Genomic DNA, 18,435 nt, shown 5'->3' on the forward strand with positions numbered 1-18,435 from the left:
CCTAAAGTAAAAAAGCGGAAGAGCACGCCCAGCGCCCCCCCCGCCAAAACTCACTGCAATATATTACTGAAGCAGTTTCAGTACGGCGTTAGGCAGCTGGTTGGCTTGTGCCAGAACAGCGGTGGAAGCCGATTGCAGGGTTTGGTTCTTGGTCAGCTGAGCAGTTTCCGCAGCGAAGTCGGTATCTTGTACGCGACCCAGTGCAGCGGTGGCGTTTTCGTTGACGTTCTGCAGGTTGGAGATGGTGCTGGTCAGACGGTTCTGTGCAGCACCGAGGTTTGCACGAACAGCACCAACGGAGGCGATTGCAGCGTCGATTGCAGTGATTGCGCCGTCGATGGCGGAACCGGCAGCAGCGCTGGTAGCACCGGTCAGAACAGTAGTACCGCTACCTACCGACAGGCTGACGGCGTCGAACTTGCTGCTCAGGGTCAGCGTGATCTGGTTGGCAGTACCGGTGTTGGAACCCACTTGCAGGGTCATGCTGCCAGCGGAACCGTCCAGCAGGTTTTTGCCGTTCAGGTTGGTGGCCTGGGAAATACGGGTCAGCTCGTCGGACATCTGAGTGAATTCCGCGTTGGTCGCGGTCTGGTCAGCAGTGCCGTTGGTGCCGTTACGTGCCTGTACAGCCAGTTCACGCATACGCTGCAGAATGTTGGTGGTCTCTTGCAGAGCGCCTTCAGCAGTCTGAGCCATCGAGATGCCGTCGTTGGCGTTTTTGATAGCTACGGTCTGACCGCGGATCTGGCTGCTCATACGGGTAGCGATCTGCAGGCCGGCAGCGTCGTCTTTGGCGCTGTTGATTTTCAGGCCGGAAGACAGGCGAGTCATCGATTGCTGCAGAGCGTTAGCAGCATTGTTCAGGTTCTTCTGAACAGACAGAGAAGCGACGTTAGTGTTTACGCCTAAAGACATGGTGAGTTCCTCGTTGGTTGGGTACTGCGGCTTCCGGCCCTGGCAACCGCCGGGTGTGGCCTAGAGAACCTTCGTAGTAGTTATCGTCGCGATCGCAGGTTGCTTGAGGGCTTTTTTGAAAAAAATTGCCATCACACTGCCACCCCCGCGAAAACAAAGGCCTGCACGAGACCCACGAGAGAAAAATGACGCCAGGAAATTGCCGACAACAGAGCAGCGAGAGGCTCGCCTTTGTCGGCAGAAAACTATTCAGTGGTGAGCGTGAGCTGTTTCCAGCAAATCGATCAATTCATACTCCATGGTGTCGGCCAGCCCCAACCAGTCCTGCGCCTCCTGAGCGAACAGCATCGACACGAGCAGTTGTGCCCACTGCTGCTGAACATCTGCCGAGGCCTGACACAGTTGGTCTTGTACCTTATCGAACACATCGACCATGGTCAGCGCTGCCTCGACATCACGCCCCAGACGAAACAACCCGGCGCACTGCCGGCAATCGATCATGCATTGTGCAAGCCCGCTCATTGCACGAACTCCTGATTGAACGTCGCTCCCACAATCATTGCTCCTGCCCGGCTGCTGTTAAAAAAGCGTACCTGCGGATGCCCGGCAATGTAGCGCTCCAGCTCACACAGGTAACTGCGGAAATTCAACTGCGTTCGAACCCGCAACCCATGCCCATCAAGCACCCAGTGCTTGGCCAGGTTCACCCCCTGCCCCAGATCGCCATCATTCCAGCCGGCATGGGTTTTGTTCATCGGGAACGCAAAGTCGGCACCGAACAGAGTGATACGGTCTGCACCCATCTTCACCGCCAGATCCACGGCAGGATGAATCACGCTGCCACCGACATACAGTTCAGCCTTGCTGATCTGTTGGCGGATAGAGGCATAGACCGGGCTGGCGGAATACCCGACGTAACGCGTGCCCTGCCAGGCCTTCAACACCTGCGGGTCGCTCATTGGCAGGTACACCAAGGGGATGTTGTCGGTGTCCTCGGGCGGCAAGTGCCTGAAGCTGATGCGCCGGTCGATACTGACCACCAGATCCGGCCTGATGCCATGCTCGCGCAACGGTCGGTAGGCAGTATCGACACTGATGAACAACGGCCGCTGATCACGCTCGCGTATCGCCCGAAGCTGATCGAAATGCAGCTCAAGGCTTGGCCCTGTGCCGATCACATAGACTTCACGACCTGCACACGTCTCGAACAACTCGGCCACATCGCGATCACGACTGACGAGCTCACGACTCTCCTCCAGCCGCTGGATGATCGCCGGGGACTGCGGGTCGAACTCACGATTATTGAAACTGAGGTGCACTTCACTGACGAGGCGATCGCGAATCCTGGCGTTGAAGTCATCTGCCAGCAACATCTCGGACGGCAACGCAAAAAACGGCAGATGGATGTCGGACAAGTCGCCGGCATAGATCAACTCGACCCGTGGATCACTGAGCCACTGCCGCTGATCGAGCAACTGCAGCGCCAACGAAAAAATCGCGCCATTGAGGATATGCACGTACAAGCGCTGAAGCTCGGTGCTTTCAAGCAATACACACGGCAAGTCACCCAGCCCTGTGCCGTAGACATGCACCACCTTGCTTTCCGGCGGCAGGCTGGTCGCTTGCAACCGCGCTTCACGCGTACGGTCATGGCGACTGGTGAGCTGAATGCCGGCAATGCTCAGGGTCGAACCCAATCCTTCCACCAGTTCAGCCTGAACCGCCGCGCTGTCTTCAGTCATCAACCGCACATGCAGCGCCGGCCAGCGACTCTCTATCACCTGGAAATTGTTTTCAACGCTGTCGCTCATACTGCCTCGACTGTCATTCAGGCAAAAAAAATAGCGTTCAAGGTTACACCTTGGACGCTATTTTTATGCCACAAGATTTCGTTCAAGGGCGATAGATAATCGCCGAACCCCACGAGAGCCCTACACCAAAACCACTCAGTGCAACGCGCTTCCATTTGGCATCGAGTACGTGTTTTTCCAGCAACAACGGAATGCTCGAAGAGACGGTATTACCAGTCTCGACCATGTCCTTGATGAATTTCTGCGGATCACCTTCGAAGCGCCGCGCCACCGCGTCAACAATCGCCGCACTGCCTTGGTGAATGCAGAATGCATCGATATCGTCGGCATGCAGACCGGACTCGTCGAGCAACTCGTGCAAATGCGCCGGGACTTTCAGCAATGCAAAGTTGAACACCTGACGACCGTTCATGAAGAACACCCCGTCAGTGACTTTCAGGTGCGGGGCGCCGGAGCCGTCGGTGCCGAACTTGGCCTTGCCCAGCTGCCACGGAGCGTCTTCGCCCATCCAGGTCGCGGTGGCGGCATCACCGAACAGCATGGTGGTGTTGCGGTCTTCGGGGTCGACGATTTTCGAGTAAGGGTCGGCGGTCACCAACAGGCCATTCTTCAGGCCCGCGGCTTCCATGAAGCCCTTGATCGCGTAGATGCCGTAAACGTAGCCGGAGCAGCCCAGGGAGATATCGAAGGCGGCAACGGTGGTCGGCAGACCGAGCTTGTCCTGAACAATCGCAGCCGTGTGCGGCAGACCTTCTTCGTCGCCGTTCTGGGTGACGACGATCAGCACGTCGATCGATTCGCGCTTGAGCTCAGGGTTATTGGCGAATAGCGTATTGACCGCTTCGACACACAGGTCCGAGGTTTCCTGTCCGGCATCTTTGCGCGGCAGGAAAGCGGAACCGATCTTGCCCAGGATGAATTCCTCATCCTTTTCGAATTTTGCACCTTGTGCGTAATTGTCCACGCCGGCTACAGGTACGTAGCTCGCAATGCTTTTTATGCCAATCATTACGGCTTCCCAATAATAAACAGCTGAATACCCCCGTTCGCACGAATCGAGGGGCGCCGACACATAGAGTTTGCGCTGCCCGCAACGGGCAACCAACGGAAAGCCTAAAGGGCTATCACTGAGCCGATTACCGGCCAGGCGCCATCTTCCCGATCAATACAATACAGTGAAGATGCCCGTTATGACTCGCAGGTCACGCTATTTTGCGCAATCAGCCGTACAAGCAGTCATTCGATCAGCGACCAGGCCAGCGGCGTGCCGCGCTTTAGAGGCTCGCGGGCACGTCGTCCGATAATGCTTTGAGCATGCTTGGGCGCCAGGCCCAGCCCCGGACGAATGGCTCGCAGATTCTCCGACGTGAACACCTCGCCGGCGGCCATGTCCTGGACGACGTAAAGCGAACGGCGATACACCAACGACTTCTGCTCGGCCTCGGTGGCGCCATAACGCACCTGCCCCATGGCCTGCCAGGCGCGCTCGGTCTCGACCACCAGGCTGGCCAGTTCGGCCGGCTCCAGCGAGAAACTCGCGTCGACGCCTCCCGCCGCCCGATCCAGGGTGAAGTGTTTTTCCACCACCGTCGCCCCAAGGGCCACCGCCGCCACCGAGACCCCGACGCCCATCGAATGATCGGACAGCCCCACTTCGCAACCAAACAGTTCGCGCAGGTGTGGAATGGTTCGCACATTGCTGTTGGCAGGCGTGGCCGGGTAGGTGCTGGTGCATTTGAGCAGCACCAGATCCTTGCAGCCGGCCGCACGCGCCGCACGCACGGTTTCATCGAGCTCGGCGATGCTGGCCATGCCGGTGGAAATGATCAACGGCTTACCGGTGGCCGCCACTCGGCGAATCAGCGGCAAGTCGGTGTTTTCAAAACTGGCGATCTTGTAGGCCGGCACGTCCAGGCTTTCGAGGAAATCCACGGCCGTCTCATCGAACGGTGTCGAGAACGCCAGCATGCCCAGCTCCCTGGCTCGGGCAAAGATCGGCGCATGCCATTCCCATGGCGTATGCGCTTTCTCATACAGCGCATACAACGAAGAGCCGGCCCACAGACTGCCAGGGTCCTGAATGAAAAACTCGTCGTGATCCAGATTCAGGGTCATGGTGTCGGCGGTGTAGGTTTGCAGTTTCAAGGCATGCGCACCGGCCTTGGCCGCCGCCTCGACGATCTGCAGCGCGACCTCCAGGGACTGATTATGGTTGCCGCTCATCTCGGCGATGATGAACGGCGGCGCCTGCGCCCCGATCAACCGTGAGCCAATCCTGAAACTAGTCATGATTCTGATCCTTTAATACGCGCTCGAAGCGACAGGCCGACTGAGTGTACCCGGCCTCATCAAATAGCTTGATCGAGGCTGCGTTGGCGGGCAGCACCTGAGCCTCTATAGCCGTCAGATCTGGCCAATGCTGGCTCACGAACGCCTCACCACGCGCCAACAGCTCCCTGCCCCAGCCCACGCCAAAACGTCCTTCGAAGAGATACACCGAGACCTCGGCCCGTGTGCCGCAGCGGTCATAGCGCAGCACGCCGACCGGGCCGTCCGTGGTCTGGCCGATCAGCAACAAACGCTGCGCATTGGCCAGGCTTGCCGTCATCCAGGCTCGATGAGCCTGCCAACTGATCAGGGCCTGATTGACTGACCAGCGACGCACGGTCACGGCATTGCGCCCGTCAAACAACAGCCGTTCGTCAGCGCTTCCCGCCTGGCGCAGTTGCAAGCTCTCGCCGCTCAACGCGACGGCAAAACGCCGAGCACCCAGGCCATCGACCAAACGGCGAGAGCATTGCGCCAGACTTTGCCGCAGGCTGATGTTGCTCAACACAAAACCGGTGGCCTGACGCAGACAATCGACATCCACCTGCTCACTGGTGCCCAGGTACACATGGGCACCCGCCGCCGCCAGGCGCTCGGCATTGGCTTGCTGGTTTCCCGCCACGGCAATGCAGAGGGTCGGCAGGCCCAGCGCTGCGCGCTCCCAAGTGGTTCCACCGCCCGCGCCAATGAACAGGTCCGCCTGCGCCATCAACTGCGCAAAGTCACTGACGAAGGTCTGCAACCGCCACTTGGGACGCTGTGCTGCCATTGCTTGCATCTGCTCCAGGGCCGGATTGGCGGCACCGGCAACAAAATCCACTTCCAGCTCGGTAAAGTCGGCCAGCGCGCGCATGGCCTTCCAGGTCTCACCCGCGCCATCAAGGCCGCCGAAATTCACCAGTACCCGAGCCGGCCGAGGGTTGATCGGCAAGGGCACACGCCGGAATTCGTCGCGAATCAGCGCATGACGAGGACCGAACAGTTGCCGGCATGGGTTCAGCGCGCGCTGTGCGTACGCCCGATCGTTAGCCGTCAGGTTTTGATCGAACAGCAGGTCGACGGCATGCTTGCGATTGTTCAGGTCGTCGATCGCGGCGATGCGCCGAGCCCACTGACGGGCCGCGCCTTGCCACTGATGATCAAGACCGTAGTGATCAACCACAATCCAGTCGAAGCGGCCCTCTGCCGCCAGACAATCGCCCAGCGCGGCGATGTCCGCTTGCCACGGCAACAACGCCTCGATCCCCAGTGACGGGTTTTCTCCCGGATAGTCCGCAGGCAAGGCAACGGTACGAAAACCTTGCGCCTGGAGCCGCGCCAGAGAATTGCCCGGCAACACGCGGCAGGCGAACAGGACCTGCGCACCGCTATCGCGCAACACCTGGGCCAACGTCAAACAACGCGCCACATGGCCACTGCCAATGGCCGATGAGGCATCGGCGCGGATCAGTACTCTCACGGTTCCAGCTCCCCGGCCGCTTGCAGTGCCGTGTACAGGTATTGCGCGCGCACCCAGTCCTCTTCGGTATCGATGTCCTGGACCAGATGCCGGGGCAACATCACTGGCACACTCTGTTCAGAGTACAGAACCGTCCCTTGCAGCCAGGCCTCGCTGCGTCCCCAGTAAAATTGTCCGGCGTCCTGATAGGCGGTCGGCAGGTCCTGGGAGCGCGTGTTGCGATACTCGGGATACAGCGGGGTCAAGGCGCCCTGCGGATTGAGGGTCAAGGCGCGCTGCACCGGAAAGCCGAAATCGCAGACTGAAAAGGCAAAGGATTTTTCCGGATGCAGGGCCAGCGACTCTGCCCCCTGACGCAAATAGCGTTGTTGCAACAATGGCGCGGTCGCGTAAATGCAGCAGGCCTGGTCAAAAAAACGCCCCAGCTTCTGCATGGTTTCAAGGGCATGCACGATCACCGCCGCCGTCCCGGTGAAATCGTCCGCCAGTTCCGCCGGCCGCATGAACGGCACCTGCGCCCCCAGGGTCCGGGCGAGCGCGGCGATTTCCTCGTCTTCGGTACTGACTATCACCTCGTCGAACAGGCCCGATTCCAGGGCGACGCGAATCGAGTGAGCAATCATCGGCTCGCCGTGAAACAGCTTGAGGTTCTTGCGCGGGATGCGCTTGCTGCCGCCACGGGCCGGGATAATTGCGATTGCACTCAAGGGCGTTTTTCCAACAGAAACCAGTTGATATCGTCCGTCGGGAACTGCGGGTCGCGTCGATAGCTGAATCCGTAATCGAGCAGTTGCAGATCGCTGTAACGGTCGAGCATTTCCCCGGCAAAATCGCGTTTGAACAACTTGCCGCTGTTGCCACGATAAGACACTTCAACCGGTACCGGGTTGTAATACTCGGCAATCAGGATATACCGCCGGCTTAGTTCATAGAGCTGTGCGTAGGCCGCCGGCAGTAACTCCGGCGCCAGATGAATCAACACGCCTTTGCTCAAGGTCAACTCGAAAGACTGCTCGCGAGGAAAGTCGAACAACGACCCCTGCCAGACTTGCGCAATTCCCAGGGCCCGTACTTGCTCGCAGGCCTTGGCGTTGATCTCGACGCCCTGCAAGGCACAGCCGGGCAGCAGTTGATGCAAGGCGCGCAGGTTGTTGCCGGTATTGGTGCCCAACTCCAGCAGACTGTCGAGGCGCGCGGTTCTCGCCAGCGCCTTGGAAAACAACGCCAGGTTGGCAGCGATCAATGCCTGCCCCTGGTTGCGAGCCACGTACTCATCGCCGAACTCGCCCTGCCAGAAGACTTCCTGCTCGCTTAACTCACGCATGTTTCTCACTCATCATCGGGCCACGGAATGTCGTTTAAGCGACGATATTTCGAAGTTGCTCAACCACGTAGTCCTGCTGCTCATCGCTCAGAAGCGGGAACAGCGGCAAACTGATTGCCTCACTGAAATAACGTTCGGCTTCAGGGAAATCACCCTCTTCAAAGCCCAATCCACGGTAGTACGGCTGCAGGTGCACGGGAATATAGTGCAGGTTCACACCGATCCCGGCAGCTCTCAGCGTATCGAATACTTCGCGTTGCGTGACGCTGATCTCGTTGAGCCGCAAACGCACCACGTACAGATGCCACGCTGATTCAGCGCCCGCCTGGGCGACCGGCAATACCAGCGGAAAATCCGCCAGCAAACGGTCATAGCGGGCGGCCAATTGACGTCGCTTGGCGACGAAACTGTCAAGCCTGGCCATCTGCGACAGTCCCAGCGCCGCGTGCAGGTCGGTCATCCGGTAATTGAAGCCCAGCTCCAGTTGCTGGTAATACCACAGGCCGTGATCGGGCACCTCCATCTGCGCCGGATCGCCGGTGATCCCATGGCTGCGCAAGCGCCGCATGCGCTCGGCCAGTTCCGGGCGATTGGTCAACACCATGCCGCCTTCGGCCGAGGTGATGATCTTCACCGGATGAAAGCTGAAAATCGTCATCGCCGCAAACTCACCACACCCCACCGGCCGGCCGAGATACGAAGCGCCCACCGCATGGGAGGCATCCTCAATCAAGGTGAAAGCGTAACGCTCGGCCAGCGCAGCCAAGGTGCGCATGTCGCAGCTCTGACCGGCAAAGGCCACCGCCACGACGACCTTGGGCAATTGTCCGGCCGCTTCGGCAACTTCAAGTTTCGCGGCCAGCAACCGGGCGTCGAGGTTCAAGGTCAGCGGATCGATGTCGACAAAGTCCACCTCGGCCCCGCAGTAGCGCCCACAGTTAGCGGACGCGACAAAGGTATTCGGGCTGGTCCACAACCGATCCCCCAACCCCAACCCTGCCGCCAGACACGCAATGTGCAATGCCGCCGTGGCGTTGCACACGGCCACCGCAAAATCAGCCTGGCAATGCTCGGCTATTGCGCTCTCGAAACGTGCAATGGTTGGCCCTTGGGTCAACCAGGGCGATTGGAGCACCTGCACCACCGCATCGATATCCGCTTGCTCGATGCTCTGGCAACCATAAGGAATCTGATAGGTCAGCATGACTGGAACCCGCTGATCTGTACCCCATCCAGACACTCCCGACGGCTGCCGGAAGCGGGAATCAATTTGCCAGTGAACATGGGCAGTGCCCCTCTACCGTTACGCCAGAATTAAACCAGCAACCGCGCCCAATCCACGCTGGTCGCATTGCCAAGGGTGAAACCCTTGCCGGACAGGGCGAGGTTCTTGTTGTAAGCCAGATCGTGCTGGAACGGCCCGACCCATTTTTCACGCAAGGCCGCAAGCGCCTGCGGTGCATCTGGCAAGGCGCCTGGGTGAATGACTTGCACCTGCGGCGTCCACACCACCAGATAGCCGGCCTGACCGGCCTTGAGGCACAGATCGACATCGCCGTAGGCGTTGGCAAACGCGTGTTCGCCCAGCCCGCCAACCTCGTCGAACAGCGCTTTGCGGATCATCAGGCACACCGCCGAGACGGCTGAATAATTCTGCTCCAGCACCAGTCGATTCAGGTAGCCCTTGGCATCCTTCGGCTCGCCGACGAAGGCCGAACCGACGCCGTCGTTCATGCCCAGAATCAGCCCGGCCTGAGTCACTTTGCCGTCGCGATCCAGCAGCTTCGCGCCGACCACGCCAACTTCCGGGCGCTGGGCCTGGTTGAGCAGGGAATCGAGCCAGTTCGGGTTGACCACTTCACTGTCCGCCGCCAGCAGCACCAGGTATTCACCCTGGGTCTGCTGACTGGCCTCGTTGTACAGCGCCGACAAGCTGAGACGCTCATGCGCCCGCAGGACACGGACCTTGTCGCCCGGCTGCCCGAGGCCGTCCAGCCATTGCAGGATGTCCGGTGACTGACTCGCGTTATCGGCGATCAGCACTTCGTAACGGGTGTAGCGGGTTCGTTGCACAATGCCGGTCAGGCACCGTTGCAGCTGCTCCAGATTGTCCTGGCTTGCCACGATGATCGACACCAGCGGACGCTCGGTGTGACGGTAATCGATTTGATAAGTACCCGGCTCGGCGGAGCTGATTTGCGCCTTGTAGCCACGGGTCGCAAGATGACGGATCAACGCCTGACGTTCGTGGGCATTGTCTTCCAGCACCGGCGCGCGAGTGATCAGCAACGGCTCGTCCAAATGAGCTAGCCAGGCCAGGCCGCCCTGCTCGATGATGCGCAGCAGCAGGTCGAACTCCAGCGCCTTGCTGAAGTCGGCCTGGTAACCACCCGCTTCCAACAACACATCCTTGCGGATCAGCCAATGCCGCGCCATCAGCGTTGGCAGGCTTTGCAGCAGGTCGAGGTTGAAGCCTGGTCGGAATACATCAACCAACGCGCCATTGGCGTCACGCTGAATCTCGTCCGCTGCTACCGCTCGACAGTCGGGCGCGGCGTGCAGTTCCAGACCTGCGCGCAACAAGCCGCCAGCGGTGAACTCGTCCCCCGCCTCGGCCAGCAGCAACCAGTCGCACGGCGATTGACGCGCGATCTGATTAAGCTTGTCGACATAGTTGGCCTGCGTCACGCAAACAAAGTGCAAGGTATTGTGCACCGTCGTTGCCGCCAGCGGCTCGCCCGTGGTGAACACCACGATCTTGAAGGCGTGGTTGTGACCTTCCAGCAGACTGTCGAGGGTGATCTGTAGCTTGGCCGCGTCGTTGTCCAGATCCAGCACCAGAATGCCAAACTGTGGACCGCCGTTGTGGGCAGCCAGATAACGCGACGTCGCCGCGACTTCGTCAGCGTCCGGGGTGCGCGCCGCCAGCCACTTGAGCAGGCGACCGGAGCGCATGGCACCGAACACCTCGTCATTGCCTTGAGTCGATACTGCGTCCAGGCGCTCGGCCCAGGCGAACATGTCCCGCGCGTCGTCCGCTTCGCCCAGAAGCTCCAACTGCTGCGCCAGACGCTTGACCACCTGACGGTTGAACGGGTTGCTGCCGTACGCGTATCCCAGGCGCTCGACGACGCTTTCGGCGGTGTCGTTGTTGCGTGGCCGCATCATGTCGGCCTGCATCGCCCAGATACCCTCGAGCCCCTGAAGCTGAACACGACCGGCCGGCATCGCATGCAGCAGGAATTCAAATTGGCTCAACAGGTCGAAGAACTTTTGATTGTAGAAAGGCATTTCGACGTATTGCGAAAGCCCGAATCGACGGTCTGGCCCCTTTTGCACATCGTTCCAGCGCGACTCGAAAATCGGCTCGGCAGTCAGCGCCCGACGGTTGCGCAGGCTGTCGGCCATCGCCTCGAAACTGTCCAGTGCCAATTGCCTGGCCTGCTCCGCGTCAAGACCGGTGCGGGTACTCGGCAACGTCGCCAGCAATTGGGCAAACGCTTCACGATCCGCTACCGATTTGGCATCGGCTAGGGTCAGGGTGCTGTAGATCTCGGTGTTGTGTTCCGACTCGAGGTAATTGACCTCTCGCACCACATACGGGATCGGCAGAATTCGCGCCTTGGCCATTGCCAGCATGTAGTACGCATGGCCGATTTCCTGCCATTCGAAGATGGTGTCCTCCGGCATGACCGCGTACCAGTCACGCAACAGCTCAGTGCGGTGAACAGCATAGAACGGCGGGATGTACTGATGCATGAAGTCGATGACCCGGTCCTGCGCGCGCTCGGATGAATAGTCCTCACAGACCTTCTTGTCCCGACGGTAGTAGCTCACGCTGTTGGCCAGGGTCAGGTACATCAGGCAATAGCCATGGCACATGCCGTAATCCGGATTCGCTTCCAGGAACGACACCGAAGCATCGAGGGCGTCATGCACAATGAAGTCATCGTCGGCGGCAAACACCATGTAGGGCGTGGTGACTTGCTGCACGCCGTAGTCGAGCTTGGCCCGAATGCCCCAATAACCGTACTGTGGCAGGTGCTGATAGTCGACCGAGGGGTACACGCCGTCGATGCCATCGGTGACCTGGGTCGAAGAGTCCAGCACCAGAATCCTGCAAGGCAAGGCGCTGTAAAACTTCACCGCCCGGCGCACAAAGGCCGGTCGGTTGTGGGTGATGAGTACCACCGTCAACAACTCGTTCAATGGTAATCCGCTTTCAGTACCGTACTCGCCTTGCATAGTCTTTCCCCACAACCGGCGTATCGCCCGATGAACTCAACAATGATGTCGTTGCTTAACGAACCCGACGCAGATAGCCGTCCGGCGCCACGGTGATCAGCAGCTTGCTGTGAATCCGCGCATCGATTTCAAAGTCGCGGTTTTCTTCCAGGTAGGCCCAGACAGCAGTTTTCGGGTTATCACCCTTGCCCCACGGACGATCCGGGAAGGCGTCTTGCGGCATGTCTTCGACCACGGTGTCCATCACCACGCAGTAGCTGCCGAGCGAAACCAGCGGTGCATACAGGCGCAACTCTTCAAGCACGTGTTCATGGGTATGGTTGGAATCGAGAACCACCAGCACTTTCTTGCCGGCAACCCGCGCACGAACTTCATCAACGATGGCCGGATCGATGCTCGAACCCTGGATCATGCTGATCCGACGCGCCATCGGGTGGGCTTCAATAGCTTCGCGGTTGTGTTGACGAATGTCGATGTCCACACCCAGCACTTCGCCGTGGCCGATCAGTTCCAGCATCGAGGCGTAAAACACCAGGGAGCCGCCGTGGGCGATGCCCGTTTCGACGATCACATCCGGGCGCAGGTCCCAGATGATTTCCTGCATGGCAACCATGTCCTGAGGAAACTGAATGATCGGCCGGCCCATCCAGCTGAAGTTGTAGGTGTATTTGTGTTTGGCCGTGACACCGACCCAGTCCAGCGACTCGGACTGAAGTTTTTTGTCCTGCTGCAAGCCTTCGATATTCTGGCTTACTTCTTCGCGAAACTGCTCATGAGGATTCATGCAAACGCTCCGATACGGGGTGTTGTTAGTTGAAAACCCGACCGTCCCGATAAGGGACAGCCTGAGTCTTGATAATTCGTGCGGGATTGCCCACGACGACTGCATAGTCGGGAACGTCCCGGGTGACCACGGCACCGGCGCCGACCGTTGCCCAGCGGCCAATCCGCAAACGCGGCAGGATCGTGGCGTTGGTGCCGATGAAAGCGCCGTCAGCCACTTCGACGCAGCCGGCGATGGCTACGCCGGGCGCCATGAACACGGAGTGCCCGATCCGGCCTTCGTGCCCGATCAGGCTGCCGTAACTGATGCTGCTGTTATCGCCCAGGGACACTTCGGCCTGAATGATCACGCCTTCCTGGAGATAGTTGCCGGTGCCCATGCGCGTCATGCTCAGATCGATACCGGGGTGCAGGAAGTTGCCCAGCGTTCCGCCGGCCTCGATGATCTGCCGTGTCGTCTCGTAACGGGTTTTGGTGTCGCGGGTGATCAGGTTCACGAAGTGCGTGTCGGGGCCTTTCAAGTCGGCCACACGCTCTACCCCACCGATCACCGGCACGCCGTAAAACAGCGTGCCGTGCTTGGCTGCATCGTTGTCGAGGAAGGCAAATTCCACAGCAGGGTTGGCCCGTTTGACGGAGCCGATCATGCGCACTGCTTCAGGATTCGCCGCGCCCAACAGGTAGACCTTCACAGCACATTCCTTTGCTTGCAGACTGTGCGAATCACCTCGATCACCCGCTGCTGATCGGCGTCGGTCATGTCGTGGTAACTCGGCAGATTGATCGCCCGTTCCGACAGCGAAAACGCCGTCGGCGTGTGCACCGGTTTATCGGCAAACATCGGCAACGCCGACAACGGCCAGAAAAACACCCGTGCATCGATATCCGCCGCTTGAAAGGCTTCGATCAACAGCTCCCGGGTAATACCGGTGCTTTCATGGAACACCACCGTGGGCATCCAGTAACCGTTCCTGGAATGATCCGGTTGCGGGTTCATGGACAGCAACGGGATATCCAGCAGTCCCTCGGCATACCGATTGAAGATCGCGCGTTTGCGGGCGATCAGCTCATCGACACGTTCAATCTGCGCACAACCGATGGCGGCCTGCAGGTTGCTCATCTTGTATTTGAAGCCAATGAAATCCGGCCAGAACTGACGCGTGCTGCCACTGACCCGACCGTGGTTGGAGAGTGTCAGCACTCGCTCGTACAGCGCCTTGTCCGAGGTCACGAAAATCCCGCCTTCCCCGGTGGTCATGGTCTTGGTGCCATGAAAGGAGAACGCGCCGAAGGCCCCCAGCGAACCCGCAGCTTTGCCACGCCATTGCGAGCCGATGGCTTCGGCGGCGTCTTCGATGATCGCAATCCCGTGCTCGCGGCCAATCGCCAACAACGTGTCCAGATCGCACAGGTTGCCGTACAAATGTACCGCCACGATGGCTTTGGTCCGCGGCGTAATGGCGTGCCGGACCTGCTCCGGATCCAGGCACCAGCTGTCCGGCAACACGTCGACAAAAACCGGCGTCGCGCCCAGATAATCAATGGGTGCCGCCGAGGCGATCCAGTTGGTGTTGGCCAGAATCACTTCATCGCCCGGGCCGATGCCCAGTGCGGCCATCCCCATGTGCAAGGCGCCAGTACAACTGGACGTCGCGATCGCGTACGGTACGTCCATGTGCTGCGCGAAGGACTTCTCGAAACGTGTGATGTATTCGTAGCAACGCTCGCCCCAGCCATGCTGCACAGCATCCAGCACGTACCTGGCTTCCAGCTCGCCCACACTGGGCTTGGTGTAGTGAATTCGGCTCATCTGAAGCTCAACTCCGGAATGGCAACGACAAAACTCGCGCCCCAACTGCGGACAACCGCGTATTGCTGGGTGATCTCATCCAGCAGGTTCCATGGCAGCACCAGGACATAGTCCGGTTTCTCGATTTCAATCCGCTCGGGAGACACCACCGGAATGCGACTGCCCGGCAAGAACTTGCCTTGCTTGTGCGGGCTGGCATCGGCCACCCACGCCAGCAGGTCTGGCTTGACCCCGGCATAGTTGAGCAAGGTGTTGCCTTTGGCGGCGGCGCCATAACCAACCACGCGTTTGCCGTCGGCCTTGGCCTGCAAGAGGAACCGCAGCAGTCCGTGTTTGATCCGTTCCGCGGCCGGGGCCAGGGTTGCGTAATAGGCAGAGGTTTTCACGCCGGCCGCCTGCTCGACCTGCAACTGTTGTTGCACCGCAGGTGTCACTTCACGGCGCACTCCATCGGCACGCTGCACGAACACCCGCAGCGAACCGCCATGAGTCGGCAGCTCGCTGACATCGAAGACTTCCAGGCCATTGCGCTCGCACAAACGCTGTACGGCGGTCAGCGACAGGTAGGAATAGTGCTCGTGGTAAAGGGTGTCGAACTGCTGCCCGGCCATCAGCGTCAGCAACTGCGGGAACTCGAAGGTCGCCACGCCCGTGGGCTTGAGCAGAGTCGCGAAACCGCTGAGGAAATCATTGATATCCGGCACATGCGCCAGCACATTGTTGGCGGCCATCAGGTCCGCGCCCCAGCCTTCGCTCAGCAACTGCGAGGCGCTGTCGCGACCGAAGAACAGCTCGCGTATGTCCAGGCCCTTTTCCCGAGCGGCCTGTGCCGTGCTGCGAGTCGGCTCGACGCCGAGGCAACGGATGCCGCGTTGTGCAACGTACTGCAGCAAGTAGCCATCGTTGGCGGCAATTTCCACGACACGACTGTCGGTGGTTAGCCCGAAACGCTCGACCATCTCGGCTACATACCGATCGGCATGGGCCAGCCAGGTGCTGGAAAAGGAACTGAAGTACGCATAGTCCGCATCGAACAGAATGTCAGCGCGGGTGTAGTCCTCGGTCTGCACCAGCCAGCATTCCTGGCAGACCGCGACTTTCAACGGGACCCACTGCTCGGCCTGCTCCAACTGCTCGGCCCGCAGGTACGCGTTGGATGGCGGCGAGGTGCCCAGATCGATCAACGGCAACGCCAACGGGGTGCCGCAACCTCGGCAGTTCATAGACGCACTCCAGGGAAATGGTCATCAAGCCAGGGATGGGCGGCATCCCGGGTCGACAGATTTTTGACAGGCTCGGGCCAGGCAATCGCCAGACGCGGATCGAGCACCGACAGGCCACCCTCGTGATCCGGGGCGTAATCGGCGCTGTGCAAATAGAGCAGCTCGGCATCGTCGCTCAAGGTCTGAAAGCCATGGGCGAAACCGGCAGGAATCAACAGACTGCGACCATCACCGGCGCGCAGGTGCTCGGCGTGCCACTGCAAAAAGGTCGCCGAGTCCGGTCGCAGGTCGACCGCGACGTCCCAGACTTCACCGCGCAGGCAGGTGATCAGTTTGGCTTCCGGGGCCTGGGCATTCTGATAATGCAAACCGCGCACGCTGCCGCGCTCACGGGTGCAGGACTGGTTGATCTGACGAATATGGAACGGCTCGCCAAAGGCGCTCAGGCTGCCCTCGCAGAACAGCCGGGCGAAGTGCCCGCGCTGATCTTCATGGCGTTTGTGCTGAACACTGAACAAGCCCTGGAGAGGTAACGCACTGATGCGGATTTCGCTCACCGCAGCCCCCGATACAGGTTCAACTGGCTCAAGGTGACGGCACGCATGTCATCGCCATTTTCCCAGGCCAGGTGCCAATCCAGAGTGTGCGTCAGGCAGTCTTGCAGCGACCAGCGCGGCTGCCATGCCAACAATTGACGGGCGCGACTGCTGTCCAGGCGCAACAGGCCGGCCTCATGCAACTCGCTCGGTTCGACGCGCAAACCTCGCGCGTGCGGCCAACGCCTGGAGAGCAGTTCAACCACTTCACCGACGCTGCACATATCGCTTTCACTCGGCCCGAAGTTCCACGCACCGGCGAATTGCGGACCGTGCTCATACAGACCCGCCGCCAATTGCAGGTAACCGGCCAGCGGCTCCAGCGCGTGCTGCCAAGGGCGAACGGCTTGTGGGTAACGCAGGGTCACCGGTTCATTCGCCGACCACGCCTTGAGCACATCGGGAATCAACCGTTCCGGGGCGAAATCACCGCCTCCGAGCACATTCCCGGCACGCGCCGTGGCCAATGCCAGACCGTGCTCGGCATGCCGCTCGACAGGGAAAAACGAGGCCGCGTAAGACTGCGCCAACAACTCGCAGCACGCCTTGCTGCTGCTGTAAGGATCATGGCCGCCAAGGGCTTCGTTCTCGCGATAGGGCCACAGCCACTCCTGATTGGCGTAGACCTTGTCGGTGGTCACTAGCACGCACGCGCGCACCCCGCCGATCTGGCGAATCGCTTCCAGCAGATTGAGCGTGCCCATGACGTTGCTCGAGTAAGTCCCGAGCGGGTCACGGTAGCCTTCGCGCACCAACGGCTGCGCCGCCAGATGCAGGACGATTTCAGGCTGAACCTCGGCGATCAGTTCCAGCAACGCACCCAGGTCACGCAAGTCACCGCGCTGGTCAGTAATGCCTTCAGCAACGCGTGCCAGTTCGAACAGACTGGGTTCGGTGGACGGGTCAAGGGCAAAACCTGTGACCTCAGCCCCCAGGCTTTGTAGCCACAGCGTCAACCAACTGCCTTTGAAACCGGTGTGCCCGGTGACCAGTACCCGCTTGCCGCGCCAGAATTGCGGGCTCAGTCCCACAGCTTCCATGGGGCCTCCCCGCTCTGCCACAGGTGCTCCAGATGGTTCTTGTCACGCAGGGTATCCATCGGGTGCCAGAAACCATCGTGCTGGAAGGCATTCAGTTGCCCCTCGGCCGCCAGCGTCATCAACGGCTCGGACTCCCAGACCGTCTCGTCAGCGGTGATCAGCGACAGCACCTTGGGCGACAAGACAAAGAAGCCGCCGTTGATCCAGCCGCCATCACCACGAGGTTTCTCGATGAAGCCACGCACCAGATCACCGTCGCGCTCCAGCGCGCCGTAGCGTCCGGGTGGCTGCACCGCCGTGACCGTAGCCAGCTTGCCGCTGCTCAAGTGGAAATCCACCAGCGCGCCAATATTCAGGTCCGAAACACCGTCGCCATAGGTAAAACAGAACGCCTCCTGATCCTCCAGATAGCGGCTGGCACGACGCAAACGGCCACCGGTCATGGTCTCTTCGCCGGTGTCGATCAAGGTGACACGCCAAGGCTCGCTGTAGTTCTGGTGAACGTCCATGCGGTTGTTCGACATGTCGAACGTGACGTCAGAGGTATGCAGGAAATAGTTGGCGAAAAAGTCCTTGATCGCGTAGCCCTTGTAGCCCAGGCAAATCACGAAGTCGTGAATTCCGTGCGCGGAATACTGCTTCATGATGTGCCAGAGAATTGGCTTGCCGCCGATCTCGATCATCGGCTTGGGCTTGAGGTGCGACTCTTCGCTGATCCGCGTGCCCAGGCCACCCGCCAGAATAACTGCCTTCATCTTGTCCCCTCTTGTTCGTCACAGGGCCAGCCCAAGCCCTACAAGGCTTTGCGACCGTCTGGATAAATCGTATGAGGCTGCACCCATCACCTTCCGGCTGCACCGCACATGCTCGATTTATGGCGATTTTCAGGGGGACTTGCAGG

The 18,435-nt window shown here is 60.0% G+C and carries 17 protein-coding genes; all 17 read right to left on the reverse strand.

Going from position 1 to position 18,435, the window contains the following annotated elements; translation table 11 throughout:
* Positions 1-63: 63 nt before the first annotated feature.
* On the reverse strand, positions 64-915 hold the full coding sequence (locus tag BLL42_RS06395) for a flagellin domain-containing protein (protein ID WP_071551293.1): 852 nt from the start codon (positions 913-915) through the stop codon (positions 64-66).
* A gap of 249 nt (positions 916-1,164) precedes the next feature.
* Positions 1,165-1,437 (reverse strand): hypothetical protein, encoded by a 273-nt coding sequence (locus tag BLL42_RS06400; protein ID WP_071551294.1) that lies wholly within the window; start codon positions 1,435-1,437, stop codon positions 1,165-1,167.
* A complete protein-coding gene (locus tag BLL42_RS06405; protein ID WP_071551295.1) occupies positions 1,434-2,726 on the reverse strand; it encodes a motility associated factor glycosyltransferase family protein in 1,293 nt (430 codons plus the stop codon). The genes BLL42_RS06400 and BLL42_RS06405 overlap by 4 nt, the downstream gene beginning before the upstream one ends.
* Before the next feature lie 82 nt (positions 2,727-2,808).
* Entirely contained in the window at positions 2,809-3,735 is a 927-nt protein-coding gene (locus tag BLL42_RS06410) for a ketoacyl-ACP synthase III (protein ID WP_071551296.1), read from the reverse strand.
* A gap of 227 nt (positions 3,736-3,962) precedes the next feature.
* Positions 3,963-5,015 carry a pseudaminic acid synthase gene (pseI, locus tag BLL42_RS06415; RefSeq protein WP_071551297.1) on the reverse strand — a complete coding sequence of 351 codons (1,053 nt, stop codon included), beginning with the start codon at positions 5,013-5,015 and terminating at the stop codon, positions 3,963-3,965.
* Positions 5,008-6,513, reverse strand: a complete 1,506-nt coding sequence (gene pseG, locus BLL42_RS06420) for a UDP-2,4-diacetamido-2,4,6-trideoxy-beta-L-altropyranose hydrolase (protein ID WP_071551298.1) — start codon at positions 6,511-6,513, stop codon at positions 5,008-5,010. Before pseG ends, pseI begins: the two co-directional genes overlap by 8 nt.
* On the reverse strand, positions 6,510-7,220 hold the full coding sequence (gene pseF / locus BLL42_RS06425) for a pseudaminic acid cytidylyltransferase (RefSeq protein WP_071551299.1): 711 nt from the start codon (positions 7,218-7,220) through the stop codon (positions 6,510-6,512). Before pseF ends, pseG begins: the two co-directional genes overlap by 4 nt.
* Positions 7,217-7,837: a pseudaminic acid biosynthesis-associated methylase gene (locus tag BLL42_RS06430; RefSeq protein ID WP_071551300.1), complete on the reverse strand. Its 621-nt coding sequence runs from the start codon at positions 7,835-7,837 to the stop codon at positions 7,217-7,219. The genes pseF and BLL42_RS06430 overlap by 4 nt, the downstream gene beginning before the upstream one ends.
* Positions 7,838-7,871: 34 nt before the next feature.
* Positions 7,872-9,041: a UDP-4-amino-4,6-dideoxy-N-acetyl-beta-L-altrosamine transaminase gene (pseC, locus tag BLL42_RS06435; RefSeq protein ID WP_071551301.1), complete on the reverse strand. Its 1,170-nt coding sequence runs from the start codon at positions 9,039-9,041 to the stop codon at positions 7,872-7,874.
* Positions 9,042-9,151: 110 nt separating this feature from the next.
* A complete protein-coding gene (locus BLL42_RS06440) occupies positions 9,152-12,082 on the reverse strand; it encodes a TIGR00180 family glycosyltransferase (protein WP_071551302.1) in 2,931 nt (976 codons plus the stop codon).
* 55 nt (positions 12,083-12,137) lie between these two features.
* Positions 12,138-12,866: a cephalosporin hydroxylase family protein gene (locus BLL42_RS06445; protein WP_071551303.1), complete on the reverse strand. Its 729-nt coding sequence runs from the start codon at positions 12,864-12,866 to the stop codon at positions 12,138-12,140.
* A gap of 25 nt (positions 12,867-12,891) precedes the next feature.
* Positions 12,892-13,557, reverse strand: coding sequence for an acetyltransferase (locus BLL42_RS06450; RefSeq protein ID WP_071551304.1), 666 nt, complete (start codon positions 13,555-13,557; stop codon positions 12,892-12,894).
* Positions 13,554-14,675: a DegT/DnrJ/EryC1/StrS family aminotransferase gene (locus BLL42_RS06455; protein ID WP_071551305.1), complete on the reverse strand. Its 1,122-nt coding sequence runs from the start codon at positions 14,673-14,675 to the stop codon at positions 13,554-13,556. Before BLL42_RS06455 ends, BLL42_RS06450 begins: the two co-directional genes overlap by 4 nt.
* On the reverse strand, positions 14,672-15,898 hold the full coding sequence (locus tag BLL42_RS06460; RefSeq protein ID WP_071551306.1) for a class I SAM-dependent methyltransferase: 1,227 nt from the start codon (positions 15,896-15,898) through the stop codon (positions 14,672-14,674). Before BLL42_RS06460 ends, BLL42_RS06455 begins: the two co-directional genes overlap by 4 nt.
* On the reverse strand, positions 15,895-16,455 hold the full coding sequence (locus tag BLL42_RS06465; RefSeq protein WP_071551307.1) for a dTDP-4-dehydrorhamnose 3,5-epimerase family protein: 561 nt from the start codon (positions 16,453-16,455) through the stop codon (positions 15,895-15,897). Before BLL42_RS06465 ends, BLL42_RS06460 begins: the two co-directional genes overlap by 4 nt.
* Complete coding sequence (rfbG, locus tag BLL42_RS06470) at positions 16,452-17,534, reverse strand: CDP-glucose 4,6-dehydratase (RefSeq protein ID WP_071551308.1); 1,083 nt, start codon at positions 17,532-17,534, stop codon at positions 16,452-16,454. Before rfbG ends, BLL42_RS06465 begins: the two co-directional genes overlap by 4 nt.
* The gene (gene rfbF / locus BLL42_RS06475; RefSeq protein WP_071551309.1) at positions 17,516-18,289 is read right to left on the reverse strand and encodes a glucose-1-phosphate cytidylyltransferase; all 774 of its coding nucleotides are present in this window, start codon (positions 18,287-18,289) and stop codon (positions 17,516-17,518) included. The genes rfbG and rfbF overlap by 19 nt, the downstream gene beginning before the upstream one ends.
* Between the last annotated feature and the right edge of the window lie 146 nt (positions 18,290-18,435).

Source organism: Pseudomonas frederiksbergensis (assembly GCF_001874645.1).
Lineage (GTDB): Bacteria > Pseudomonadota > Gammaproteobacteria > Pseudomonadales > Pseudomonadaceae > Aquipseudomonas > Aquipseudomonas frederiksbergensis_B.

What these genes read in the sequence shown, in the direction of transcription:
- BLL42_RS06455 (WP_071551305.1), bottom strand. Translation starts at nt 14,675, where the DNA reads ATGAGCCGAATTCACTACACCAAGCCCAGTGTGGGCGAGCTGGAAGCC.
- rfbF (WP_071551309.1), bottom strand. Translation starts at nt 18,289, where the DNA reads ATGAAGGCAGTTATTCTGGCGGGTGGCCTGGGCACGCGGATCAGCGAA.
- pseC (WP_071551301.1), bottom strand. Translation starts at nt 9,041, where the DNA reads ATGCTGACCTATCAGATTCCTTATGGTTGCCAGAGCATCGAGCAAGCG.
- BLL42_RS06410 (WP_071551296.1), bottom strand. Translation starts at nt 3,735, where the DNA reads ATGATTGGCATAAAAAGCATTGCGAGCTACGTACCTGTAGCCGGCGTG.
- pseI (WP_071551297.1), bottom strand. Translation starts at nt 5,015, where the DNA reads ATGACTAGTTTCAGGATTGGCTCACGGTTGATCGGGGCGCAGGCGCCG.
- BLL42_RS06400 (WP_071551294.1), bottom strand. Translation starts at nt 1,437, where the DNA reads ATGAGCGGGCTTGCACAATGCATGATCGATTGCCGGCAGTGCGCCGGG.
- BLL42_RS06405 (WP_071551295.1), bottom strand. Translation starts at nt 2,726, where the DNA reads ATGAGCGACAGCGTTGAAAACAATTTCCAGGTGATAGAGAGTCGCTGG.
- BLL42_RS06445 (WP_071551303.1), bottom strand. Translation starts at nt 12,866, where the DNA reads ATGAATCCTCATGAGCAGTTTCGCGAAGAAGTAAGCCAGAATATCGAA.
- BLL42_RS06440 (WP_071551302.1), bottom strand. Translation starts at nt 12,082, where the DNA reads ATGCAAGGCGAGTACGGTACTGAAAGCGGATTACCATTGAACGAGTTG.
- BLL42_RS06460 (WP_071551306.1), bottom strand. Translation starts at nt 15,898, where the DNA reads ATGAACTGCCGAGGTTGCGGCACCCCGTTGGCGTTGCCGTTGATCGAT.
- BLL42_RS06395 (WP_071551293.1), bottom strand. Translation starts at nt 915, where the DNA reads ATGTCTTTAGGCGTAAACACTAACGTCGCTTCTCTGTCTGTTCAGAAG.
- rfbG (WP_071551308.1), bottom strand. Translation starts at nt 17,534, where the DNA reads ATGGAAGCTGTGGGACTGAGCCCGCAATTCTGGCGCGGCAAGCGGGTA.
- BLL42_RS06430 (WP_071551300.1), bottom strand. Translation starts at nt 7,837, where the DNA reads ATGCGTGAGTTAAGCGAGCAGGAAGTCTTCTGGCAGGGCGAGTTCGGC.